General features: G+C 69.4%; 25 protein-coding genes. 16 read left to right on the forward strand and 9 right to left on the reverse strand.

The genetic code is table 11. The annotated features are described in order from the left end of the window. On the reverse strand, positions 1-573 hold a 573-nt coding region (locus FXN61_RS24155; protein WP_312877958.1), incomplete at its 3' end, for an aromatic amino acid lyase. 63 nt (positions 574-636) lie between these two features. Between FXN61_RS24155 and FXN61_RS24160 the strand changes: the two genes are divergently transcribed. From FXN61_RS24160 to FXN61_RS24200, 12 genes are all read left to right on the forward strand, one after another. After that, entirely contained in the window at positions 637-2181 is a 1545-nt protein-coding gene (locus FXN61_RS24160; protein WP_167976329.1) for an NAD(P)-binding domain-containing protein, read from the forward strand. Between the two features lie 95 nt (positions 2182-2276). Next, entirely contained in the window at positions 2277-2633 is a 357-nt protein-coding gene (locus FXN61_RS50845; protein WP_223165569.1) for an AMP-binding protein, read from the forward strand. Then, positions 2573-3538: a class I adenylate-forming enzyme family protein gene (locus FXN61_RS24165; protein WP_312877961.1), complete on the forward strand. Its 966-nt coding sequence runs from the start codon at positions 2573-2575 to the stop codon at positions 3536-3538. The genes FXN61_RS50845 and FXN61_RS24165 overlap by 61 nt, the downstream gene beginning before the upstream one ends. Positions 3539-3549: 11 nt before the next feature. Next, on the forward strand, positions 3550-5094 hold the full coding sequence (locus FXN61_RS24170; RefSeq protein ID WP_167976330.1) for an NAD(P)-binding domain-containing protein: 1545 nt from the start codon (positions 3550-3552) through the stop codon (positions 5092-5094). Next, positions 5091-6110, forward strand: coding sequence for an alpha-hydroxy acid oxidase (locus tag FXN61_RS24175; RefSeq protein WP_167976331.1), 1020 nt, complete (start codon positions 5091-5093; stop codon positions 6108-6110). The genes FXN61_RS24170 and FXN61_RS24175 overlap by 4 nt, the downstream gene beginning before the upstream one ends. Beyond that, positions 6098-6487 (forward strand): hypothetical protein, encoded by a 390-nt coding sequence (locus tag FXN61_RS52550; protein WP_246291940.1) that lies wholly within the window; start codon positions 6098-6100, stop codon positions 6485-6487. The genes FXN61_RS24175 and FXN61_RS52550 overlap by 13 nt, the downstream gene beginning before the upstream one ends. Continuing rightward, positions 6391-7449 (forward strand): cytochrome P450, encoded by a 1059-nt coding sequence (locus FXN61_RS55575; RefSeq protein ID WP_312877959.1) that lies wholly within the window; start codon positions 6391-6393, stop codon positions 7447-7449. The genes FXN61_RS52550 and FXN61_RS55575 overlap by 97 nt, the downstream gene beginning before the upstream one ends. 15 nt (positions 7450-7464) lie before the next feature. Further along, positions 7465-8742: a cation:proton antiporter gene (locus FXN61_RS24185; RefSeq protein WP_167976332.1), complete on the forward strand. Its 1278-nt coding sequence runs from the start codon at positions 7465-7467 to the stop codon at positions 8740-8742. Between the two features lie 59 nt (positions 8743-8801). Then, entirely contained in the window at positions 8802-9947 is a 1146-nt protein-coding gene (locus FXN61_RS24190) for a phenylacetate--CoA ligase family protein (protein WP_246291941.1), read from the forward strand. After that, entirely contained in the window at positions 9908-10219 is a 312-nt protein-coding gene (locus FXN61_RS52560; protein ID WP_246291942.1) for a hypothetical protein, read from the forward strand. Before FXN61_RS24190 ends, FXN61_RS52560 begins: the two co-directional genes overlap by 40 nt. 124 nt (positions 10220-10343) lie before the next feature. Continuing rightward, positions 10344-10802 carry a peptidase inhibitor family I36 protein gene (locus tag FXN61_RS24195; protein ID WP_223165570.1) on the forward strand — a complete coding sequence of 153 codons (459 nt, stop codon included), beginning with the start codon at positions 10344-10346 and terminating at the stop codon, positions 10800-10802. Between the two features lie 222 nt (positions 10803-11024). Beyond that, positions 11025-11909, forward strand: coding sequence for an ArsR/SmtB family transcription factor (locus FXN61_RS24200; RefSeq protein WP_246291943.1), 885 nt, complete (start codon positions 11025-11027; stop codon positions 11907-11909). Here the strand turns inward: FXN61_RS24200 and lnt are convergent. The 5 genes from lnt to FXN61_RS24225 all read right to left on the reverse strand — a co-directional run bounded on the left by lnt (position 11886) and on the right by FXN61_RS24225 (position 17902). Then, positions 11886-13367, reverse strand: a complete 1482-nt coding sequence (lnt, locus tag FXN61_RS24205; RefSeq protein WP_167976334.1) for an apolipoprotein N-acyltransferase — start codon at positions 13365-13367, stop codon at positions 11886-11888. The genes FXN61_RS24200 and lnt overlap by 24 nt on opposite strands. Further along, positions 13351-14763: a polyprenol phosphomannose-dependent alpha 1,6 mannosyltransferase MptB gene (gene mptB / locus FXN61_RS24210; protein WP_167976335.1), complete on the reverse strand. Its 1413-nt coding sequence runs from the start codon at positions 14761-14763 to the stop codon at positions 13351-13353. Before mptB ends, lnt begins: the two co-directional genes overlap by 17 nt. A 97-nt stretch (positions 14764-14860) precedes the next feature. Further along, positions 14861-16411, reverse strand: a complete 1551-nt coding sequence (locus FXN61_RS55580; protein WP_167976336.1) for a sigma-70 family RNA polymerase sigma factor — start codon at positions 16409-16411, stop codon at positions 14861-14863. Positions 16412-16503: 92 nt separating this feature from the next. Further along, positions 16504-17274, reverse strand: coding sequence for an SDR family NAD(P)-dependent oxidoreductase (locus FXN61_RS24220; protein WP_167976337.1), 771 nt, complete (start codon positions 17272-17274; stop codon positions 16504-16506). A 46-nt stretch (positions 17275-17320) separates the two neighbouring features. After that, positions 17321-17902: a TetR/AcrR family transcriptional regulator gene (locus FXN61_RS24225; protein ID WP_167976338.1), complete on the reverse strand. Its 582-nt coding sequence runs from the start codon at positions 17900-17902 to the stop codon at positions 17321-17323. Positions 17903-17955: 53 nt separating this feature from the next. Between FXN61_RS24225 and FXN61_RS24230 the strand changes: the two genes are divergently transcribed. Both FXN61_RS24230 and FXN61_RS24235 read left to right on the forward strand, forming a co-directional pair. Then, entirely contained in the window at positions 17956-18978 is a 1023-nt protein-coding gene (locus FXN61_RS24230) for an alpha/beta hydrolase (RefSeq protein ID WP_167976339.1), read from the forward strand. Next, positions 18975-19451, forward strand: a complete 477-nt coding sequence (locus FXN61_RS24235; protein ID WP_188135422.1) for a GNAT family N-acetyltransferase — start codon at positions 18975-18977, stop codon at positions 19449-19451. The genes FXN61_RS24230 and FXN61_RS24235 overlap by 4 nt, the downstream gene beginning before the upstream one ends. On the opposite strand, the gene FXN61_RS24240 is transcribed toward FXN61_RS24235, so the two are convergent. Continuing rightward, on the reverse strand, positions 19444-20283 hold the full coding sequence (locus FXN61_RS24240) for a helix-turn-helix transcriptional regulator (RefSeq protein WP_167976340.1): 840 nt from the start codon (positions 20281-20283) through the stop codon (positions 19444-19446). The two genes, FXN61_RS24235 and FXN61_RS24240, sit on opposite strands and share 8 nt — an antisense overlap. 99 nt (positions 20284-20382) lie before the next feature. On the opposite strand from FXN61_RS24240, the gene FXN61_RS24245 reads away from it, so the two are divergent. Further along, positions 20383-21147, forward strand: coding sequence for an SDR family oxidoreductase (locus FXN61_RS24245; RefSeq protein WP_167976341.1), 765 nt, complete (start codon positions 20383-20385; stop codon positions 21145-21147). A gap of 45 nt (positions 21148-21192) precedes the next feature. Here FXN61_RS24245 and FXN61_RS24250 read toward each other — a convergent pair whose 3' ends face one another. Beyond that, positions 21193-21834: a hypothetical protein gene (locus FXN61_RS24250; protein ID WP_167976342.1), complete on the reverse strand. Its 642-nt coding sequence runs from the start codon at positions 21832-21834 to the stop codon at positions 21193-21195. A gap of 85 nt (positions 21835-21919) precedes the next feature. Here FXN61_RS24250 and FXN61_RS24255 point away from each other — a divergent pair, with 85 nt between their 5' ends. Further along, positions 21920-22276 (forward strand): 5-carboxymethyl-2-hydroxymuconate Delta-isomerase, encoded by a 357-nt coding sequence (locus tag FXN61_RS24255; RefSeq protein ID WP_167976343.1) that lies wholly within the window; start codon positions 21920-21922, stop codon positions 22274-22276. Between the two features lie 9 nt (positions 22277-22285). Here FXN61_RS24255 and FXN61_RS24260 read toward each other — a convergent pair whose 3' ends face one another. Next, positions 22286-22660, reverse strand: coding sequence for a nitroreductase family deazaflavin-dependent oxidoreductase (locus FXN61_RS24260; RefSeq protein WP_167976344.1), 375 nt, complete (start codon positions 22658-22660; stop codon positions 22286-22288). Between the last annotated feature and the right edge of the window lie 6 nt (positions 22661-22666).

Consider the following 22666-nt stretch of genomic DNA (forward strand, 5'->3'; position numbering starts at 1 on the left):
GTCCAGCCGCAAGGCCTCCAGGCCCGCTGACGCCAGCGCCTCCGCGGCGGGCAGCCGGACGCCGTCCAGGTACGCGTGGCCCCTGCCGCGCAACGCCTGTGCCGCATAGGCGAGCGGGATCAGGTCACCACTGGCACCGACGGAACCGTAGCGCGGGATCGCCGGCACGAACGTGGTTCCGAACATCGCCGCGAGCCCGTCCACGACGTGCGCGGACACGCCGGAAAGTCCCTGCGCCAGGGACCACGTGCGCACGAGCAGTGCGGCGCGGGCGATGTCCAGGGGGAGGTCAGGTCCTTGGCCGGCGCCGAGGTGTGCGAGGGTGTTGTCGCACTGGTCAGCTTCGGAGGCACGGCCCGCGAAGCCCACCAGAGCACCGAACCCGGTCTTGGCGCCGTACACCGGCCGCTCGTCGTCGGCGAGCACGGTGCGCAGGTACTCCCGGCCCCGCGCGACCCGGTCCGCGACGACGGGTTCGACGTGCACGAACACGGGCGCGGAAGCCCGCAGAAGGTGCGCGACGGTCAGCGGCGAACCGAGGTCCACGGACGTGTCTGAAGCGGTCGTGGTCACCACACGGACGGTAGGCAGCCGATCTCAGAAAGTTCTGAGATCGCGTGGGTAGCTTTCCCGTCCATGGCGCACGACTACCTGATCATCGGCGCGGGACCGGCCGGTTTGCAGCTCGCCGCACTGCTGGAGCGGGACGGTCGCGACTACGCCGTCCTCGAACGCGGCGGCGGGGCGGGCACGTTCTTCACCCGATTCCCGCGGCACCGCCAGCTCATCTCCATCAACAAGGTCCACACCGGGTTCTCCGATCCGGAACAGCGGATGCGGATGGACTGGAACTCGCTGCTGCTCGACGATCCGGATCTGCTGTTCACCCGCTACAGCCCGAAGTACTTCCCGGACGCCGACGACATCGTCCGGTACTTGCGTGACTGCGCGGCCACCCTGAAGATCCACTACGACATCGATGTCACCCAGGTCTCCCGCGACGGCGACGGGTTCGCCGTCACAGCCCGAAGTGGACAGACGTGGCATGCGAAGAACCTCGTCATGGCCACCGGGGTCTCGCAGCTCCACGTGCCGGACATCCCCGGCATCGAGCACGTCGAACGCTACGACACCTTCGACACCGACCCGGAGTCGTTCACCGACCAGCGGGTGCTCGTGATCGGCAAGGGCAACTCGGGCTTCGAGACCGCAGGCGCGCTCGTCGAACACGCGGCCGTGATCCACGTGGCCGGGCCGCACTCGGTGAAGCTGGCCTGGCAGACGCACTACGTCGGGCACCTCCGCGCGGTCAACAACAACTTCCTCGACACTTACCAGCTCAAGTCCGAGAACGCGGTCATCGACGGCACGATCGAACGCATCGAGCCCCGGCAGGAGGGCGGGTTCCGCATCCGGTTCCGGTACGCCCGCACGGTCGAGAAGGTGCGTGAGCTCGAGTACGACCGGATCATCGCGTGCACCGGGTTCCGGTTCGACGCCTCGATCTTCGCGGGGAACTGCCGCCCCGACCTCGTCATCAACGACCGGTTCCCGCGGCTCACGTCCGCGTTCGAGTCGACGAACGTCCCCGGCCTGTACTTCGCGGGCACGATCACGCAGTCCCGTGACTTCAAGAAGTCCACCAGCGGGTTCATCCACGGCTTCCGGTACGGCGCCCGCGCGCTGCACCGCGTCCTGAGCGCCCGCCACCACGACGTCCCGTGGCAGGGCACGGAACTGGAGCTGTCACCGGAGGCGATCAGCGACGCGCTCATCGCCAGGGTGAACACCTCTTCGTGTCTGTGGCAGCAGTTCGCCGTCATCGGCGACGTGGTGACGGTCGACGCGAACACCGCCCGGTACGAGGAAGAGGTGCCGGTGGCGTACGTGGCCGACGGTGGCCTCGGTACGGCCGAGCACCGGTTCGTGGCAACGCTGGAGTACGGCCCTGACCACGACACGGTCGATCCGTTCGACATCACCATCCCGCGCGTCGCCGAGAACGACCCGGTCAACGCGGCCGACGCGAGCTACCTGCACCCCGTGGTGCGGTACCACCGCAACGGCGTGCTCGCGGCGACCCACCACCTGGCAGAGAACCTCGAGAACCACTGGGACCTGCCGGAGGTGCACCAGCAGCCGCTGGTCGTGTTCGTGAAGGAATGCCTTGCCGGCGCATGACGCCGAGCCGTTTCCGCGCGCGGTGCTCGACGTGCTCGGCGCTGCCGCGGACCGGCCGGTGTTCGAGCACGGCACCCGCGTGGTGACGGCGAGAGATGCTCGGCCTCGTCGCGAGGATCGCGACCGGGTTGCGCGCCAACGGTCTCAGCCCCGGTGACGGGATCGCGTTGCTGCTGGGTGTCACCCCGGAGGCGTTCGCGACGATCCTCGCGGCGCACGCGGTGGGCGCTCGGGTCGTGGGCGTGCGGCCGGGGCTGACCGAGGCGCAAGTCGAGCACCTGCTCAGCCTCGACATCGCGCTCGTGGTCCGTGATTCGGACGTGGCCGGCCTGACCAAAGCCTCCCCTGAGCCGTTGCGCTGCACCGGAAAGCCGGCGACATCGCCCGGCTCATCCACACCAGCGGCAGCACGGGCGCGCCCAAGGCGTGCGCGCAGACGTACGCCTCGATGACGAACGCGTGGACGGCCCAGCCCGACGCGTGGCCACCCGCGATCCGCGAACTCGCGACCAGGCTCGACCGGTACCTCGTGTTCGGATCGCTGTCGAGCCAGGTGATGTTCGAGTACGCGATCCTCACTCTCACCGCGGGCGGCACCGTCGTCGTCGCCGACAACCCCGTCGACGCGATCACCCGGCACAAGGCCACGGCGCGCGTGATCACCGTGCCCGGCCTGGCGAAGCTCGTCGCGGGCCAGCGCCACTCCCCCGCCGACCTGTCGACGCTGCGCGCGCTGCTGGTCTCGGGCTCACCGCTGACCACCGAACGCCACCGCGAAGCACTCGAAGTCCTGGGACCGGTGCTGTTCCACGGTTACGGCCAGAGCGAGACCGGGATGATCTCGATGGCGACGCCGTCCGACCCGCCGGGCACAGTCGGAAAACCGCCGGTGGACGTGGAGATCCGCGACGGCGAGCTGTTCGTCCGCACTCCCGGCCAGGCCAGTTCGTACTGGGCGAACCCGGAGGAGTCGGCCGAGGTGTTCGTGGACGGCTGGGTCCGCACCCGCGACCTCGGCCACTTCGACGCCGACGGCTACCTGCACCTGACCGGCCGTGTCAGGGACGTCGTGATCGTCAACGCGAACCTGCATTACATCGGCCCGATCGAGCACGTGATCGCCGAACACCCGGACGTCGCCGAGGTCTACGTCGTCGCGGTGCCGGACGACGACACCGGCGAGGCCGTCCACGCCTTCGTCGTGCCCAAAGGCGATCGCGTGCCTGAACTGACCGAGCTCCGGCAGCTGGTGACCGAACGGCTCGGCGCGGCCTGCGCACCCGTCCGGGTCACCGCCATCGCCGAACCCCCTGTCGCGCCCAGCGGCAAACCCGACAAGCGCTTGTTGACCGCGTGAAGGAGAACGTCGTGTCCAGCGAGGTTTCGACCGAGTGTCTCGTGATCGGTGCCGGTCCGGCGGGGCTGCAGGCGTCCTACCTGCTCAAGCAGGCGGGACGTGACCACATCGTGCTGGAAGCCGGTGCCACGGCGGGAACGTTCTTCACCCGCTTTCCCCGGCACCGCCAGCTGATCTCCATCAACAAGGTGCACACCGGCTGGGACGACCCGGAGCTGAACCTGCGCGTCGACTGGAACTCGTTGCTGAGCGACGATCCCGAGCTGCTGTTCACCGGCTACACACCGCGCTACTTCCCGCACGCCGACGACATGGTGCGCTACCTGGGCGACTTCGCCGTCAAGAACGACCTGCCGATCCGCTACGACACCCGCGTCATGTCGGTGAGCAGGCCTGACGACTTCGTGGTGCGCGACCAGCACGGCGCCACGTACCGGGCGAAGCGGATCATCGTGGCGACCGGTGTCTCCCGGCCGTACGTGCCGGAGATCAACGGCGTCGAGCACGCCGAGCTGTACTACGACGTGTCGGTGGACCCCGCGGAGTTCACCGGCAAGAAGGTGCTGATCATCGGGCGCGGCAACTCGGCGTTCGAGACCGCCGACGCCCTCGTCGAGACCGCCTCCGTCATCCACGTCGCCGGGCCCGGCTCGCTGAAGCTGGCCTGGCAGACGCACTTCGTCGGCCACCTGCGGGCGGTGAACAACAACTTCCTCGACACCTACCAGCTCAAGTCGCAGAACGCGGTGCTCGACGGGCACATCGCCGGCATCCGGCGCGATGGCGACGGCTACCTGGTCGCGGTCAGCTTCCAGCGGGTCGCGGAGGTGATCAAGGAGATCCGCTACGACCGCGTCGTCCTCGCGACCGGCTTCCGGTTCGACGCCTCGATCTTCGCACCGGAGTGCCGGCCGCGGCTCACGATCAACTCGCGTTTCCCCGACCAGACCGCGGAATGGGAGTCGGTGAACGTGCCGGACCTCTTCTTCGCCGGCACGATCACCCAGGCGCGGGACTTCAAGAAGTCGACCAGCGGGTTCATCCACGGTTTCCGCTACGGCGTCCGCGCGCTGCACCGGATCGTGGAACACCGGTACCACGGCGTGGACTGGCCGAGCCGTGACGTGTCCCCCGAGGGCATCACCGACGCGATCATCGAGCGGGTCAACCGGACTTCCGCGCTGTGGCAGCTTTTCGCGTTCATGGCGGACGCCGTGCTGATCGATCCCGACGGCGCCGTGAGGTACGTCGAGGAGGTACCGGTCGCGCACCTGCACGAAGCCGTGGCGCGGGGCGACTTCGGTGACGTCGAGTCGTACCTGGCGGTGACGCTGGAGTACGGCGCGGACCACGACAAGGTCAACCCGTTCGACATCTCCGCCGGCCGCACGTCGCAGGAGGACACCAGCGGGCTCGACGGCCGCTACCTGCACCCGGTGGTCCGGCGGTTCCGCGCGGGAGAGCTCGTCGACGAGCACCACATCACCGAGAACCTCGAGAACGAGTGGGACGACGAGAAGGTGCACAAGGCACCGCTGCGGGCGTTCCTCCGGTGAACCCCGTGCTCGCCGAACTGCACGACAAAGCACGCGCGGTGCTCGACCCCGTCCACTACGACTTCTTCGCGGGCGGGGTCGGGGACGAGGTCGTGCTCGCGGAGAACGAGGCCGCGTTCCTGCGCCTCGCCCTGCTGCCACGGGTGTTGCGGGGCAAGAAGGTCAGCGACGCGTTCCCAGTGCTGATCTCGCCGACCGCGTTCCACAAGCTCGCTCACCCCGACGGCGAACTGGCGACGGCACGGGCGGCCGCCGGGACGATCCTGGTGTCCAGCATGGCTTCGACCGTGCCGATCGCCGACGTCGTGGCGGCAGCAACCGGGCCCGTGTGGTTCCAGCTGTACGTGCAACCAGACCCCGAGGTCACGCAAGCCCTGGTGCGACGGGCGGAACGGGCCGGCTGCACCGCACTGGTCGTGACGGTCGACTCGCCGGTGTTCGGCAGGCACCGCAGGGACATCGCGCACGGCTTCCACGACCTGCCCGCCGGGCTGGCGGCGGAGAACATGCGAGACCTGCATGGCGTTCCCGGCCTGCGGAAGATCGAGATGTCGGCGTTCTCGTGGGAGGACATCGACCGCCTCCGCTCGATGACGTCACTTCCTTTGTGGGTCAAGGGAGTTCTCCACCCTGCCGACGCGGTGCTCGCGGTCGCGCACGGGGTGGCGGGCATCGTCGTGTCCAACCACGGCGGCCGCCAGCTCGACCTCACACCGGCAGCCGTCGAGGCGTTGCCCGGGGTGGTCGACGCGGTCGCCGGACGGGTTCCGGTCGTGCTCGACGGCGGTGTCCGAAGTGGAGGTGACATCGCCCTGGCACTCGCGCTCGGAGCGTCCGCCGTCGGCATCGGCAGGCCGGTGCTGTGGGGGCTCGCGGCGGACGGCGAGGCAGGGGTGCGCCGGGTGCTCGACGTGCTGCGCGACGAGTACGAGCACGTCCTCGCGATGTGCGGCGGGGAGCTCACGCGCGACATGGTCGTCGTCCGCGGAACGGGGGTGTCCGGGTGGCGTGGGTGATCGGGCTGCTCGCCGTCGCGGTGGTGCTGACCGCGCCACGCTGGCTGCCGGCGCGGGTGGTTTCCTTGCGCGCCAAGGTGTTCGAGAAGGTCAACGGGGACAGCGCGATCACGTTCCCCAACGCGCAGGTCGGCCCGGAACGGTTCCAGGAGCTTTACAGCCATCCCGCCGCGAACGGCCGCAGCAAGGGCGCCGGGCTGTCGACCTGTTCTGGTACTCGGCTCTCCCCCGGCCCCGAGGTGCACCAGGAGCACCTGGAGGCGGCCCGCGCTACGACGACGTGGCCCGCGCGACGCGCGCCTTCCTCGCGGGACCCGCGGAAACCCTGTCCGCCACGGCCAGGAACTGCACCTCACGCGTGCTGGACGAGGTGCTGACCGGCCCGGTCACCCACGTCCGGTTGCGTGACCTGATGATGCCGGTCTGGGCCGAGTACTTCTACGAGCTGGTGTTCGGCGAACCGTGCCCACGCCCGGCACGCGACCTGATCGTCGGGCACGCCAACGACGTCGTGACCTCGTTGAAGTGCACCGGTTTGCGCCACCCCGCCCGCCGTGCCCGCCTGACGCGCTACCTGGAACAGCGGCTCGCGGACGTCCGGCACCCGCTGCCCGCCACGCTCTCGAAGACCGAGCAGGTGCACTACCTGCAGGGCACCTACTTCAACACCGCCGTCGTGCAGATGTCCGAGGCGATGGCGCACCTGTTGCTCGCGTTGGCCCATCACCCCGAGGTCGCGGCACGACTCGCGGAGAACCCGGACGACGACAGGTACTTCGCCCATGTGCTGGACGAGACCTTCCGCCTCTACCCGTTGTTCGGCATCGCGCACCGCATCACCACCGCCGACATCGAACTGGACGAGCACACGACGTTCCCCGCCGGTTTGGTGCTGTGCTTCAGCTATCCCGCCTACCACGCGACGGGCTACCAGAACCCGCACGAGTTCGACCCCGATCGCTGGGAACACACAGCGGCCCGCCACGCGCACCACATCCCGTTCGGCATCGCCGCCAACCGCCCCTGCCCGGCGTGGCGGCTGTCCCCGATCGCGATGCGGGCGGCCACGAAGGTGGTGCTGCGCCGCGTGACGCTGCACTCGTCGGTGACACACACCCGATCGCTGCCGAGCCGGGGCCCGTGCCTGCTCGTCCGCGATGGCTCGGTCCCGCGCGCCCGGCTGGTCCTGATGCGCGTGCGGGACCGCTGGGAGGACGTCTGGCGCAGCGCCGTCCAGCTCGTGCTCGGCACGGCGATGGTGCTGCACGCCCACCGGCTGCGGCCGGCGGGCCGCTACTTCGACACGCACGACACGCAGGGTTGCCCGGTCCGGCACTAGTCCCAGGAGATCCCCGTGAACCAGATCCACTTCGCGCTGCAGGTCTTCGCCGCGCTGGCGGTCGTGCTCGTCGCGACCACCGTGTGCGGGCGTCTCGCCATGCTGGTCAGGCAGCCCAGGGTCGTCGGCGAGATGGTCGCCGGCGTCCTGCTGGGACCGGCACTGCTCGGCGCCGTGGCACCCGGCGTGCAGGCCCAGCTCTTCCCCGCGGACGTCAAGAGCACGCTCTACGTGCTGAGCACGATCGGGCTGACGTTCTACATGTTCCTCGTCGGGTCCTCTTTGGACCACGGGCTGACCGCCGGCGCCAACGCACGACGCGCCGGCGTGCTCGCCGTGTCCGGCATCGTGCCGACGTTCGTGCTCGGCGCGGGCGCGGCGGTGATCTTCTACGACTCGCTCAGCCCGCAGGGATCGAGCCTGTGGGTGTTCATGCTGTTCGTCGGCGGCGCCCTGTCGATCACCGCTTTCCCGATGCTCGCACGGATCCTGCAGGAACGCGGCATCGCCAACACCCCGATCGGCGGGCTCACCCTCGTCGCCGCGGCGATCGACGACGCGGTGGCGTGGGGATTCCTCGCGCTGATCATCGCGGTCGGCACGTCCGGCAGCCCCGCCGGCGCCCTGCGCACCGTCGGCGGCGCGGCCCTGTTCGCGGTGCTGATGCTGACGGTCGGCCGCAAGTGGCTCGCGAAGCTCGGTGAGCGCGCCGAACGCGATGGCAAGCTCAGCCGCGACATGATGGCGATCGTCCTGCTCATCGTGCTGGTGGCCGGCTGGTTCACCGACTTCATCGGCGTGTTCTCGGTGTTCGGCGGCTTCATCACCGGCCTCGCGATGCCGAAGACCGCGGTGGTGCGCCACGAGCTCGAAACGAAGCTCACCGACCTCAACTCGATCCTGCTGCTGCCGGTGTTCTTCGCGTTCAGCGGCCTCAACACGCAGGTCTCCGGCTTCGGCGCAGGTGGAGCGCTGTGGTTCCCGCTCGCCGTGATCATGCTCGCCGCGTTCGCAGGCAAGTACCTCGGCTGCGGTCTGGTGGTGCGCGCCCAGGGCTACTCGTGGCGCTACGCGTCGGCGGTCGGCGGGCTGATGAACGCGCGCGGCCTGATGATCCTGATCTTCATCAACATCGGCCTCGCCTACGGCCTCGTGACACCGGAGATGTTCGCGATCCTCGTCCTGGTCGCGATCGTCACCACCGCCGCGGCCATGCCGATCTACCGCGCGTCCCTGCCCGATCACCTCGAAGCCCAGGCCGACGTCAAGCCTGTTCCGTCGCGCGTTGGGTGATTTTGGTCTGCACTGAAGCTATGAAGATGAACATACTGTCAGACCGATACCCTCTGATCATGGACAGCAGTCGGCAGACCCGTGTGCGCCAGGCGTTCGACGACTTCTTCTCGCCGGCCGAACCGAAGTCCGAGAGCTGGGTGCTCGACCTGTTCCAGCGCACGGCCCAGACCGTGCCCGCCTATCGGAAGCTCTTGCGGGACAACGGGATCGAGCCGGCGTCCATCACGACGTTCGAGGACTTCCAACGGCTGCCGCTGCTTGACAAGCAGAGCTACCACGAGCGCTATCCGCTGCCGGAGCTGTGCCGCGACGGTACGCTCGCCGGCTGCGACATGATCGCCGTGTCGTCCGGGTCGAGCGGCCGGCCGACGATCTGGCCGCGGGCGCTGGAGGACGAGCTGCACGTGGCGCGGCGGTTCGAGCAGGTGCTGGTGGACGGGTTCGCGGCCGGCCAGCGCGCCACGCTGGCCGTGGTGTGCTTCCCGCTCGGCACCTGGGTGGGCGGTCTGTTCACGCAGGCGTGCGTGCGGCATCTGGCGGCCAAGGGCTGTCCGATCACCGTGGTGGCGCCGGGCAACAACAAGGCGGAGATCCTGCGGGTGCTGCCCGAGCTGGCGCCGCACTTCGAGCAGGTCGTGCTGCTCGGGTACCCGCCGTTCGTCAAGGACGTCGTCGACACCGGGGTGGCCAAGGGCGTCGACTGGTCCGCGTACGTGATCAAGCTGGTGCTGGCGGGCGAGGTGTTCAGCGAGCAGTGGCGAGACCTGGTCTCACGACGAGCCGGGATCGCCGACCCCGTCCGTGACATCGCATCCCTTTACGGCACAGCGGATTCCGGCGTGCTGGGCAACGAGACCGCGGTCTCGGCCGGCATCCGGCGGTTCCTCGCGGACCGTCCCTCGCTCGCGCGGGAGATCTTCGGCGACTCGCGGCTGCCGACGCTCGTGCAGTACGACCCGGCGAGCCGCTTCTTCGAGGTGCACAACGGCACGCTCGTGTTCACCGCGGACGGCGGGATTCCGCTGATCCGCTACCGGATCGCGACGAGGGCGGGATTCTCGGGTACGACGAGCTGCTGGCCCACTGCGCTGAGCACGGTTTCACTCCCCCGCCTGGTCCTGAACTGCCGTTCGTCTACCTCTTCGGACGGTCGCTGTTCACGGTGTCGTTCTTCGGCGCGAACATCTATCCGGAGAACGTGACGGTCGGCCTGGAACAGCCCGGCATCAGCGACACCGTGACGGGCAAGTTCGTGATCGAGTCGGTCGAGAACGCCGACCGCGACCGGCTGTTGCGGATCACGGTCGAGACCGCGCCGGGCAGGACCGCCGACGCCGCGGTGATCGCGGAGTCGGTGCGCGCGCACTGGTGCGGCTCAACAGCGAGTTCGCGCACTACGTGCCGGCGGAACGGCAGCTGCCCGAGGTCGTGCTGCGGCCGTCCGGCGACCCCGAGTACTTCCCCGCCGGCGTGAAACACAGGTACACCCGACCTGCCTGAAATGAGCTTTTGCGCCACAGATCAATAGCTTTTCCTGAGTTCCTCCCTCTGCCTAAAGTGGCGTCGGCCGAATTTGTTCATGGGTGAGGGAGGAATCCTTGAGGTTCGTTCGGCGTATTTTCCTGGCATTGGCTCCGGTCGCATTGCTCATGGTCGTCGGGGTCGCGGCTCCGAGCGCGCAGGCCGAGGCCCCGGTCGCGCAGGCCGCTGCTGTGGGAGCGGCCTACGACACCGAGACCGGCCAGGCACTGGCCGCCTGGGACTGCAACACCGGCAACGTCTGCTTCTGGAACGGCTTCGGCGGCACCGGTGGCCGTTGCATGTGGGACGTGCAGGACCCCGACTGGACGAGCGGCAGCATCAAGTGCTCGTGGGCGACGACCAAGGAGGTCAAGTCCGTCTACAACCGCGGCACGTCCTCGGCGAAGGGCGTCGTCTTCTTCCGCAACACCGGGTACAACAACCGCATCGGTTGCACCCGTCAGGGGCAGAAGGGTGACCTGGCCGGCACGTACCAGGTGCGCTCGCACCAGTGGACCAGCGGCAGCTGCGGCTGAGTTCGGTCCACTTAGCACAGAACCGGTCTCGGGACACCGTCCCGAGACCGGTTTTCGTTGCGGAATTCGGCGGAGTGACAAGCCCGGTAATGTGATCCACGGTGACCTGTGCCTGGGGAGGTTGCTGTGTTGCGCATCCATTTTTCCGCTGGTGATCTGGAGCGAACGCAGGTAGCAGAAAGGGTCGATCCGCTCTGGGAAATGGTGTTCAGCTGGCTTCGATTGACCGAACTGGACAGCGGGCTGATGCTTCAGCCCTGGCTGCGCGACGTCCGTCGCAACGGCGACCGGCAGGTGATCAGGTCGGGCGTTCGCATGCTGTCCGTGCTCGCGCCGCTCGGCCCGTACTTCCCGGACTTCCTGACGCCGCCGGAGGGTGCTCTCGGCCTGCCGAGCGCGCTCGAGGCCATCCGGTCGACGCCGCGTGAACGGCTGCGTGACGAGTTCAAGCGGCTCGACGACGTTCGTCCGACACCCGAGTGGACACGTCCGCTGGCCGGGGGCGACGGTGCAGCGCTGCTGGAACTCACCGAGGCGATGGCCCGCTACCACGCCGTGGTGATCGAGCCGTACGGCTCGGTCATCGAGGAGGCGGTCGAGACAGACCGCCTGCACCGGATCGGGGTGGCCGGCTGCGTCGAGGGACTGCTGCGGGGCATGTGGCCATTGATGAACTGGCGTCCGCCGGTGCTGGAGGTCCAGTACGCCTATGACCGGGACCTGCACCTCAACGGGCGTGGGCTGCGGCTGGTGCCGTCCTACTTCTGCCGCCGCACGCCGGTCGCGTTCGCAGACCCTGTGCTACCCCCGACGGTGGTCTATCCCCTGCACCACGACTGGACGTGGGAGCGGCAGCTCGCGAGTGGACGGCGTCAGCAAGGGGCGCTTGCGGCGTTGCTCGGCACTACGCGTTCCGCGGTGCTGGCCGCTGTCGGTGCCGGGGCCACGACCACCGAGCTGGCCGCACGGCTGGGTGCCTCGCCGTCGTCGGTCAGCCGCCACACGACAGTGCTGCGGGAGGCGGGGTTGCTGACCACGGAGAGACAGGGATTGTCCGTGCTGCACCAGAGAACGTCGCTGGGGTCAGCTCTGCTCGGCAACAACTGAGGTGCGGCGGCGCCTCCACAACCCGATCACGCACGCGGCGAACGCCGCCCCGGTGAGCAGGACGTGGATCGCGCCGCCGAACCTGGTGGCGAAGGTGAGCTCCGACCGCAACGGCACGGTGCCGACCATCAGGTCGTCGGTGAACATCCCGGTCGACTGCACGACACTGCCGTCCGGACGGACCACCGCGCTGACACCGCTGATCGCCGCGACCACGACGGCACGGCCGTGTTCGATCGCGCGCAGGCGGGCCATCGAGAGTTGCTGGTAGGTCATCTCGCCGCGGCCGTACCAGGCGTTGTTCGTCGGCACCACGAGCAACTGGGCGCCCGCTGCCGCACTCTCACGCAGGACGTAGTCGTATGCGACCTCGTAGCAGATGCCGACGCCCACGCGCGTGTTCGCGATGTTCAACACTCCGGGCTCGCTGCCCGCATCGAGGTCCGGCTGGTCGGCGAACGGCGTCACGAGCCGGGCGAGCGCGCGCAGCGGGATGTGTTCGGCGAACGGGACGAGCTCCTGTTTCGCGTACGACTCCCCCGCCCCCGTGCCGGGCTGCCAGGCGATGACCGCGTTCTCGTTGCGGCGCAGCGCACCGACGAGCATCGGCACGCCGAGATCGTCGACAGCGCGGTCGAGGACCGGGTCCCTGTCGCGAGTGCTCGTCGCGCTTTCCGGCCACACCACGAGATCCGGCTTGGGCACCGACCCGCCGTGCACCAGCGCCGAGAGCTCGGCGGTCTTGCGGAGGTGGTTGTCGCGCAGGGTGTCGCGGGCCGTGAGCAGGCCGAGTCCGATGTCGGGCGCGTTGCCCTGGACGACCGCGACGGTCCGTTGCCCGTTCTGCGCGTCGACGACGACCAGCGGACCGAGCGCCAGAGCGGCCACGAACGGCAGCAGTGCCCAGCCGTGGCGCCATTCCCGCAGGCGAGGCAACCAGGCGGCCAGCCCGAACCCGGTCACGACCACCCCGAAGGTCACCAGCGGCGCGCCGCCGACCACCGCCAGACGCGCGAACGGGCCGTCGACCTGGCCGAACGCCACGCGGCCCCACGGGAAGCCGTTGAACGGGACCAGGCCACGCGCGGTCTCCTGCAGCACGAACAACAACGCCGCCCACACGGGTGCCGCGGGCAGCCGCGCAACCACCGGGACGAGCGCCAGCGCGGCGGAGACGAAGAGGGCCATCAGCGCCGAGAGCACGAGCCACGGCCACGGGCCGAACTCGGTGCCGAGGAAGTGCTGGATCCACCACAGCTGCGGCAGGAAGAACCCCAGCCCGAACACGAACCCGAGTCCGGCCGAGCGGCGAGCGCCCGCGCCCTTCACCGTCAGCCACAGCACGGCGAACGCCGGAACGGCGAGCCACCAGAGCGTGCGCGGCGGGTAGCTCAGTGCCAGCCCGGCACCGGCGAGTGCGGCGGCGCCGTAGCAGGTGAGGTCAGCTCGGCGCGACAACGGACACCCGGCGCAGGACGAAGTAAGCGCAGCCCACCAGGGCGATCCCGAGCGCGTAAGCGAGGACGAGCTCCATCACGCGTCCGGTGAAGTTGCCCGCGAGCGGCGGCACCAGCAGCGCGAAGACCCCGGCGAGACCGGCGACCCTGGTCCGCCACGGCCCCTCCGGCAGGCACGCGGCGAGCGGCAGCACCGCCCACAGCAGGTACCACGGCTGGATCACCGGCCCCAGCACCACGATCAGGCTCATCATCATCCCCAGCGCCGTCACCTCGGAGACCCCGCCGAGCAGCTGGCGCCGCAGCACCACCGCGATTCCGCACAGGATCAGCACGAGCCCCGCGACTCGTGCCGAGGAAATCATCGCCTGGCCGCTTTCCGGTCCGAACACCGCACCCGCCAGAAAACCCGGCCAGTTGGTCGGCGCCATCCAGCTGTTGACCTTCGACGGGGTGCTCAGCGCCTGCACCCAGCCGAACCCCGATCCGCCGGCCAGCGACGTCACGACCGACACCCCGACGGCGGCGGCCACCATGCCCAGGCCGGCGCCCGCGAACCGGGTCCAGCCTCCTCCAAGGCGACGGGCCAGCGCGGTGCCAACCACGGCCAACGCGACCAGCGCGGGCAGTTTGACCTGCGCTCCGAGCCCGATCAGCACCACACCGGCCGTGAACTGCCACCACCGCAGCTCCGGCAAGGCGTGCAACGCGATCACCGTGCCGGACAGCATGAGGCCGAGCATCAACGCGTCGTTGTGGACACCGCCGATGAGATGCCACAGCACCAACGGGTTCAGCACGCCCAGCCACAACGCCGTGCGCGCGGACGTCCCGGCGAACGCCGCGAGCCTCGGCACCGCCCACACGACGAGCAGCAGGCCGAGCACTGCGGCCAGGCGGTACAGCACGATGCCCGCCACCGGATCGCCGCCGGTGACCTGGGCGATCGCCCGTTCGACCGTGCTGAACAACGGCCCGTACGGCGAAGGCGTGTCACGCCAGTAGACGCCGACGCGTGCCACGGCCTCCGCGCTCGCCCCGGCCGCGGGGCTCACCACGTTCGGGTCGAGCCCGCGCGCGGCCACCTCGCCCTGGGCCAGGTAGCTGAACACGTCCGCGCTGAACAACGGCGGGGCCACCAGCAGCGGCCCGCACCACAGTGCGAGCGTCCGCCGCAGCCACGACGCGTCCGGCCTGGTGCGGCCGAGCAGTGCCCACGTCAGCACGACCAGTCCGGCGCCCGCGATCGCGGCGGCCAGCGCGACCGGCACGGTTCTGGTGGCCCACGCTCCGGCGGTGAGCAGGACCGCGCCGCCGAAACCCGTCCAGCGCAGCAGATCCGGGGATTCGGTGATGACCGCGGTCGGCCGGCGGTACGTGACGGTGGACGTCTGCACGGAAGAGACAGTGCTTTCCGGACTGATCGTCACGCGTCCGACTGCGGTCGCGTTCGCGCGTACGACCAGAGGATGATCTTTTCTAGCTCAAAGTCGGTCAACGTCCCGCGAAGTCGTGAGTCATCCACACGACTCCCTTGGCGTCGCGGATCACCACGATGCCGATCCGCGTGGACGATTTGCTGAGAATGTTCTTGCGGTGGCCGTCGTTCGGCGGCTTCTCGTCGAGCATGCTCTGCGTGAGGCCGAGCGCCATCTTGGAGATCGGCTCGACCGCGTCCTTCACCGGACCGCCCATGCCGACGTTCTCGGCGACGGAGCTCCACTTCACGCCCGCCGCCGTGCTGCGCTCACCGAGACCGCTCTCGCCGGGGCACTGGTGCGACAGTCCGCAGCCGTTGCTCATCATCGCCCTCGTGTGCCGTTCGGCGGCGACGACCAGGGCCGGGTCCACGCTCAACGGGGGCAGGCCCTCCTTCGCCCTGGCGTCGTTGATCATCGCGAGGACTCGTTCTTCCGGCGTGGCAACGCGAACCGGCTCCGGGGTCGCGGTCGTCGTCGTGGTGGTGGTTGCCGACGAAGTCGTGCTCGTGGTGGACGACGTCGTTTCCGCGACGGACGAGGACGTGGTGAGCGGTGCCGAGGTGTTCGGGATCGCCACGGCGGCCGGTGGGTCGGACGGGAACAGCACCACGACACCGACCACGCCGACGAGCGCGCACACAGCGGCGGCGCCGGCCACCGCGAGAACGGGCTTACCGCTGGCGAAGCCCGCCACACGCCCGAACAGGCCAGACGCTTCCGCGAGGTGCTCCGCGTGGTGGTCGAGAGCGGCAACGTGCGCGACGGGTTCCACCTGGCTCAGGCTGTCGAGCAGCCGCGGCAGGTAGGCGGCGGGGACCGTGAGCAGCGCGGCGCCGGTCAGGATGCGCTCGACCGGCATCGCGTCGTCCACACCGCGCCGGCAGCGTCCGCACTCGTCGACGTGCCGCAGGAGCCTCTTGCGCCACAACGGGTTCGGCTCGCCGGACCAGCCCTGCGCCGCCCGTTCGAGACCCGCGCAGCGCGGCTCGACCGACAACGCGCGGACCAGGTGGCGGATCGTCTCCAGACGGCCCTTCAGCCTGCTGACCCGCACCGTGACGGCGTGGGCGCCGAGGTCGAGCGCGTCGGTCACCTCCGCGCGGGTCAGCTGCCCGACGCGCTCCAGCGTCCACAACGCCAGCAGCTCCCGGTCGGCGGGGTCCAGCCAGCGCGCCGCCTCGTCGACCTCTCGCCGTTGCTGGGCGAAGTGCAGGCGGGACAACGCGACCTCGACGAACTCGGCGCCGGGATCGGCCCTGTCGTACTCCTCCAGCGGGGCCGGTGCCGCGTCACGGCGGCGGTGGTGCTCACGGACCTGGTTGATCGTGACGGCGACCAGCCACGACCTGAACCGCTCCGGCTCCCGCAGCGCGTCGATGCCGCGGATCACGCGGACCATCGTCTCCTGCACCACGTCGTCGACGTCGGCGTCGGCGTTCACCGCCCGGCCGGCGACGTTGTAGACCAGTGGCAGGCAGGCCGCGACGACCGCGTCGAGCGCCGCCCGATCACCGGCCCGCGCGGCCTCGACCTCCTGCTGCCCCGGCCACTCCCGACCCGTCACTTCCGCACCTCTCGCCGACGACTTCCGCACGCCATGGGAGACCGGCGAGTCTCACCTCAGGTCACAGAAACCGGGCGGATTGGTGATCCAGGTCACACGGCGACGACAGCCACCCCGGTCCGTCCGCCGTCGACGTCGATCACGGTTCCGTGCACGAACGCGGCGTCGTCCGAGGCCAGGTAGACGGCCGCGGCGGCGATCGCGTCGGGATGCCCGGAACGTCCTGCCGGCGTGCCGCGCATCATCACCTCGCCGGGGTGGTCGGTGGCGGTGTCCCAGTCCGGCGAGACGACGACGCCGGGCGAGACGGCGTTGACCCGCACGCCCTGCGGCCCGAACTCCGCCGCCCACGCCCGCGTGAGCGTCTCCATCGCGCCCTTGGTGGAGCTGTAGAGCGCCCCGACCGGTACGGCGAGCCGTGCGATCCACGAGCCGAGGTTGATGACCACGCCGCCACCGGCGCTGATCATCGCGGGGACGAGGGCCTGTGTCAGGAAGAACGGTGCCTTCACGTTGACGCCGTAGACGCGGTCGAAGGTCTCCTCGTCGGTGGTCGGGGTGGTCGCCGGCGGGTAGATGCCGACGTTGTTGACGAGGATGTCGACCCGGCCGTGCAGCAGGTCCTGGGCCTGCTCGGCGAGCGCACGGCTCGCGGCGGCGGTGCCGTCGAGATCGGCACGGACGAAGTCGGCCCGTCCGCCGTCCTCGCAGATCTGGCCGACGACGGCCGCTCCCCTGGCGTCGTCTCGCCCGGAGACGACGACGTGCGCCCCTTCCTTGGCGAGGGCGACCGCGATCGCGCGGCCGATGTTGCTGGTGGAACCGGTGACGAGGGCTGTCCTGCCCTGCAGACGTTGTGCCATGTCCTCGAAGTTAGGCGTGGATTTTTGGACCGGCAAGTCCAGAACTTCAGCCGCGGAGATGGTCGATGAGGGTGTCCAGCGACGCCTCCAGGTGCGCGATGCTGCCGGTCGACCTGAGCACCTGGACTCCGCCCTGGATCCCCGCGATGAACGCCGCGGCGACGCGATCGGCGTCCACGCTCGCGCGCACCAGGCCGGCCTCCTGCATCTCGGCGATCCCTTCCCGCACGTGGAACTGCCACCGGTTGAGGAGCGTGCTGACGACCTCGTTGGCGCCCGGCGTGCTGCCGACCTGGCTCATCAACGCGCCCAGCGGGCAGTTCCGCCCCTGCGCGCGGTACCTGGCGATCACCGAGTCGCGCCAGCGTTCCCAGGCCGCCCACGAGGTCAGCGCGCCGAGGTGCGGCTGCTGGTCGTCGAGCACGCGATCGGCCTCGAAGCGCGCCACAGCGAGGAAGAGCTCCTCCTTGCCGTCGGGGAAGTAGTGGAAGATCTGCCCCTTGCTGGTGCCGGTGATCGCCCGGATGTCGTCCAGCGTCACGCCCGCAGGGTCGTCGCTGCGCAGGTACGCCGCCGCGCCCTCGATGATGCGCTGCCTGGTCGCGCGCCCTTTCGCCGTGAGTCGCATACCTCGACAGTACTTTTTCTGGACCGGCTGGTCCACTGTGGTTGACTGGGATCATGCTCCCCTGGGAAGGCTCACTCACCGGCCGGCTCGACCGGCACACCGTCGTTTCCGAGCTGCTGCGCGACAACCCGCTCGGCGACCCGCACGAGCGGCCGTTGTGGGTGTACGTCCCGCCGGGCTACGACGACAGCGACGAGCGCTACCCCACCGTGTACGTCATCCAGGGCTACACCGGGCACGTGAGCATGTGGGCCAACCGGATGCCGTTCCGCCAGCCGTTCGTCGAGACGGCCGACGCGGTGTTCGCCAACGGCACGCCGGGCTGCGTGGTCGTGTACGTCGACGCCTGGACCTCGTACGGCGGTTCGCAGTTCGTCGATTCTCCCGGCACCGGCCGCTACCACTCGTACCTGTGCGACGAGATCGTGCCGTGGGTGGACGAGCACTACCGCACGATCCCGGACCGCGAGTCCCGTGCGATCGCGGGCAAGTCGTCGGGCGGGTTCGGGGCGATGATCACGCCGATGCTGCGGCCTGACTTGTTCGGCGCGCTGGCCACGCACGCGGGCGACTCGCTCTACGAATTCTGCTACCTCGCGGACTTCGGCAAGGCCGCGCGTGCGCTGCGCGACTACGACCACGACATCCAGAAGTGGTGGGCGGACTTCCGGAGCCGGACCGCCTTCACCAAGCCGGAGGACATGGAACTGCTCGGGATTCTCGGTGTGGCGGCGTGCTTCTCGGCCGCCGAGGACGGCACGCCGGAGCTGCCGTTCCACCCGGTGACCGGAGCGCCGCTGCCGCAGGTCTGGCAGCGCTGGCTCGACTGGGACCCGGTGCGCATGGTGCCGGGGCATGCCGAGGCGGTGCGCTCGTTGCGGGCGGTGTGGATCGACGCGGGCCGCAGCGACGAGTACTTCCTCGATCTCGGCGCGGAGGCGTTCCGGGCCGAGATCGCGCAGGCAGGGCTTCCCGACGAGCGCGTGCACTTCGAGCTCTTCGACGCGGGTCACGGCGGGATCGACTACCGATACCCGCTCTCACTGGCTTGGCTCGCCGATAGGCTGGCTCGATGATCCGCGAAGTGACCCTGCGCCTCGTCGAGGACACCGACCTCGACACGTTGTTCGAGTTCATGCGCGATCCGGAGTCGGTGCGGATGGCGGCGTTCACCGCGGAGGATCCCGACGACCGCGACGCGTTCGACGCCCACATGCGCAAGGTGCTGGCCAATCCGGAGGCCACGAACCGGGTGATCGTCGGCGACGGGCGGGTCGTGGGCAGCATCGCCAGCTTCGTGATGGAGGGTGATACCGAGATCACCTACTGGGTCGACCGCGCGGTCTGGGGTCAGGGCGTGGCCGGGCGGGCGGTGGCGTTGTTGCTCGACCTCGTGACCGTTCGGCCGATGCACGCCCGCGTCGCCAGCGACAACGCGGGCTCGATGCGGGTGCTGACCAAGGCGGGCTTCGAGGTCGTCGGCACCGAGATCTCCTATGCGACAGCGCGGAAGGAGGAGATCGAGGAGACGATCCTGAAGCTCAGCTGACGAACTTCTCCGTGCCCAGCACGCCGAGCAGCTGCAGCTTGTCGAACGCCTCCGTGCGCGGCGGCGCGGTGAGCACCAGCAGCATCTGCGACTGGTCCTCGGTGAACAAGGCCTGGCAGTCCACCTCGATCTCACCGAGCTGCGGGTGGACGAGCACCTTGTGGTCCTCGAACCGTTTCGCGACCTCGTGCCGGTCCCAGATCTCCGCGAACTCGGCGCTTTCCCGTTGCAGCACGCGAACGAGCTCACCGGCCCGTGAGCGCGGGCCCATCGTGGCGTAGGCGGCGCGCAGGTTCGCCACCTGGGCGCGGCTCTGCCGGTCGCGGTCGTGCTCGGGGTAGACCAGGCGCTCGCCGGGGTCGGTGAACCAGCGGTAGATCCCGCTGCGCGCCAGGCCGGTGAAGCGCGAGGTGTCGCCGTAGAGGGCCTCGGCGAACCTGTTCTGCACGAGGATCTCGCCGAGGTTGGACAGGATCAGCGCGGGCGTGTCGTTCAGCCGGTCCAACACCCGTCGCAACGCCGGCGCGACGTGCGTGCCGGTGATCTGGGGCGAGGGGGCGTTGCGACCGGCGACCACGAACAGGTAGTCGCGCTCGTCGTCGCTCAGTCTCAACGCGCGGGCCAGCGCGGCCAGCATCTGCTCGCTCGGCTGCGGACCTCGTTGCTGCTCAAGGCGCGTGTAGTAGTCCGTGGACATCGCAGCCAGTGACGCGACCTCTTCGCGCCGCAGCCCCGGTGCCCTCCTGCGCGCGCCCCCCGGCAGGCCGACGTCCTCCGGCAGGAGCTCCTCCCGGCGACGGCGCAGGAAGGCCGCGAGTTCCACACGATCCATGACCCCAGTATCCGTGGTGTGCCGCGCTGAACCAGGGATCGCCGATCCCCCGATGAGCGGTCTCTGCCGCGCCCGGCGGGGTTGCCAGAACCTCGTTGCATGGACATCACCGGAAACACCGTCTTCATCCCCGGCGCCACCAGCGGCATCGGCCTGGCGCTCGCCCTCGCCCTGCGGGAGCGCGGCAACACCGTGATCATCGGTGGCCGGCGCACCGAGCTGCTCGAGAAGATCGCTCTTGAACACCCCGGTGTCGGGACGGTCCGCGTCGACACCGCCGACCCCGACAGCATCCAGGCGGCCGCCAAGGACGTCCTGTCCCGCTTCCCCGAGCTCAACGTGCTGATCACCATGGCGGGCGTCATGCGGGTGGAGAACTGGCTCCGCCCCGAGTCGTTCCTGGAGTCGGCCGAGCGCACCGTGACCACCAACGTCCTCGGCCCGATCCGCCTGATCGCCGCGTTCGTCGAGCACCTCCAGACCCGGCAGGACGCCACGATCATGACCGTCTCCTCCGGCCTCGCCTTCGCGCCGTTGAAGGTGACGCCGAGCTACAACGCGTCCAAGGCCGCCATCCACATGCTCAGCGAGTCGCTGCGCCTGCAACTGGCAGATACGTCGGTCCGGATCGTGGAGCTGGAGCCGCCGTCGGTGCAGACGGACCTGCTGCCCGGCCAGGCGGACAACGACCACGCCATGCCGCTCGACGAATACATCTCCGAGGTCATGAGCATCATCGAGACCCAGCCCGACGCTCACGAGATCCAGGTCGAGCGCGTGAAGTTCCTGCGCTACGGCGAGGCTCGCGGCGACTACGACCAGGTCGTCGCCGCCCTCAACGCCTCGGATCCGCACGGGGAATGACCAGAACCGGCAGGGCGGTGCCAGACCGGGTGGGAGCCGCCCTGCTCACCGGGTGGAGCGGAGCTCGGCTTGGCGGCGCTTCAGCTCGTTGATCGTCGCGTCGACCTCGTCGCGGTGCCGCTGAAGTCGTTCGATGGCCTTCTCGATCTCGGAACTCCACTCCTCGACCTTGTCGCGGTCGACCTCGGCGTGGTCGTCGTGGAGTTCCGTGCGGTCGCCCGGCACCAGCCGCACGTCCCACCGGGGAAGGTGTCCCATCCTGTTGTTGATGAAGTCGTGCAGCCCGTCCATGCTGTCGTTCAGGCGCTCCACCCAGGACCGGCGCCGCTTGGCTTCCGTCTCCGGGTCCTTCTCGTTCCAGGAGGCGTCGCGCATCGAGCGGGTCAGCGCCTCGTCAGTGGCACGGAAGTTCGACAGCAGACGCGTGATCGCGTACCTGACCGCCTCCACGTCCGGCGGTTCGGCGTCCGAGCGTTTCGCGGCCGACCAGCTCCGTTGCCCGCCGCGTCGCTTGTAGTGCTGCTGCATGGCCTGCTTGGAGCGTTCACCATATTCCGCGCCCAGCTGTTCCCACGTCCAGCCGCTGTCCATGACGGACTCGATCAGCACTCGTTCCGCCCTGTCCACCGACTCCCTGGCCCAGGGCATCATCCGCAGCGCGCTCAACGACTCGCTTTCCTCTCTCACCTCGTCAACGTATCGGTTGACGTTCAGTGGCGTCAATCGATACGTTGACGTTCAGAGGTGCTCGCCGCGCCGGTAGCGTGAGCCCATGCCACAGATCACCGTCGAGTACTCCGCCGAGGTGAGCGAGGCGTTCGACCGCCGCGCCTTCGCCCTCGCGCTGCACCAGGCCGTGTCCCCGCTGGTCGGCTCGGACGTGGCCGCGTTCAAGACGCGGTTCCGGCAGATCGAGGAGTGCGTGATCGGGGACGGGTCGCCGACGGCGATGATCCACGTCCGGATCGGGTTGCTGTCCGGGCGGCCTGCCGAGCTCAAGCAGGAGGTGGGACGCGTGGGCATCGGGATCGCGCGCGACCACCTCAAGCCGGTGGACGGGCTCACCACCCAGCTCACCCTCGAGGTGTACGACATGGATCGCGAGCAGTACCAGAAGCTGGTGCTCTGAGCTCAGCCATCACACCGCGGCGAGGTCCATCCGCAGGAACTCGGTGATGCGCAACGCCTTCGGCGGGCGCTTGACGTCGTCGGCGAGCGCCGAGAACGCCTCCTCCTGCCCGACCAGGCGCGGCGCGGTCAGTTCGAGGTCTTCGCCGCCGATCCTCAGCTGTGCGCGTCCCGCCGCCAGAACGTTGCGCGCCCAGTCCGAGCCCGACCCGTAGACCAGGACGAACAGGTAGCCGCCGTCGACAGGGTGCGCGTCCATCGGCGTGCGGTACGTCGTGCCGGACGTCCGGCCGACGTGGGTCAGCACCGGGTACTTCCCGCTCGCGATCGCACGCGGGTTGAACACCCGCTTGTTGATGTGTCCCCACCATCCGGGCATCGGCATCTCGAT

The organism is Lentzea indica, assembly GCF_012184385.1.
GTDB lineage: Bacteria > Actinomycetota > Actinomycetes > Mycobacteriales > Pseudonocardiaceae > Lentzea > Lentzea indica.

What these genes read in the sequence shown, in the direction of transcription:
- FXN61_RS24225 (WP_167976338.1), bottom strand. Translation starts at nt 17,902, where the DNA reads ATGCGACTCACGGCGAAAGGGCGCGCGACCAGGCAGCGCATCATCGAG.
- FXN61_RS24260 (WP_167976344.1), bottom strand. Translation starts at nt 22,660, where the DNA reads ATGCCGATGCCCGGATGGTGGGGACACATCAACAAGCGGGTGTTCAAC.
- FXN61_RS24235 (WP_188135422.1), top strand. Translation starts at nt 18,975, where the DNA reads ATGATCCGCGAAGTGACCCTGCGCCTCGTCGAGGACACCGACCTCGAC.
- FXN61_RS24160 (WP_167976329.1), top strand. Translation starts at nt 637, where the DNA reads ATGGCGCACGACTACCTGATCATCGGCGCGGGACCGGCCGGTTTGCAG.
- FXN61_RS24255 (WP_167976343.1), top strand. Translation starts at nt 21,920, where the DNA reads ATGCCACAGATCACCGTCGAGTACTCCGCCGAGGTGAGCGAGGCGTTC.
- FXN61_RS24240 (WP_167976340.1), bottom strand. Translation starts at nt 20,283, where the DNA reads ATGGATCGTGTGGAACTCGCGGCCTTCCTGCGCCGTCGCCGGGAGGAG.
- FXN61_RS50845 (WP_223165569.1), top strand. Translation starts at nt 2,277, where the DNA reads ATGCTCGGCCTCGTCGCGAGGATCGCGACCGGGTTGCGCGCCAACGGT.
- FXN61_RS24230 (WP_167976339.1), top strand. Translation starts at nt 17,956, where the DNA reads ATGCTCCCCTGGGAAGGCTCACTCACCGGCCGGCTCGACCGGCACACC.
- FXN61_RS24245 (WP_167976341.1), top strand. Translation starts at nt 20,383, where the DNA reads ATGGACATCACCGGAAACACCGTCTTCATCCCCGGCGCCACCAGCGGC.
- FXN61_RS24220 (WP_167976337.1), bottom strand. Translation starts at nt 17,274, where the DNA reads ATGGCACAACGTCTGCAGGGCAGGACAGCCCTCGTCACCGGTTCCACC.
- FXN61_RS24190 (WP_246291941.1), top strand. Translation starts at nt 8,802, where the DNA reads ATGGACAGCAGTCGGCAGACCCGTGTGCGCCAGGCGTTCGACGACTTC.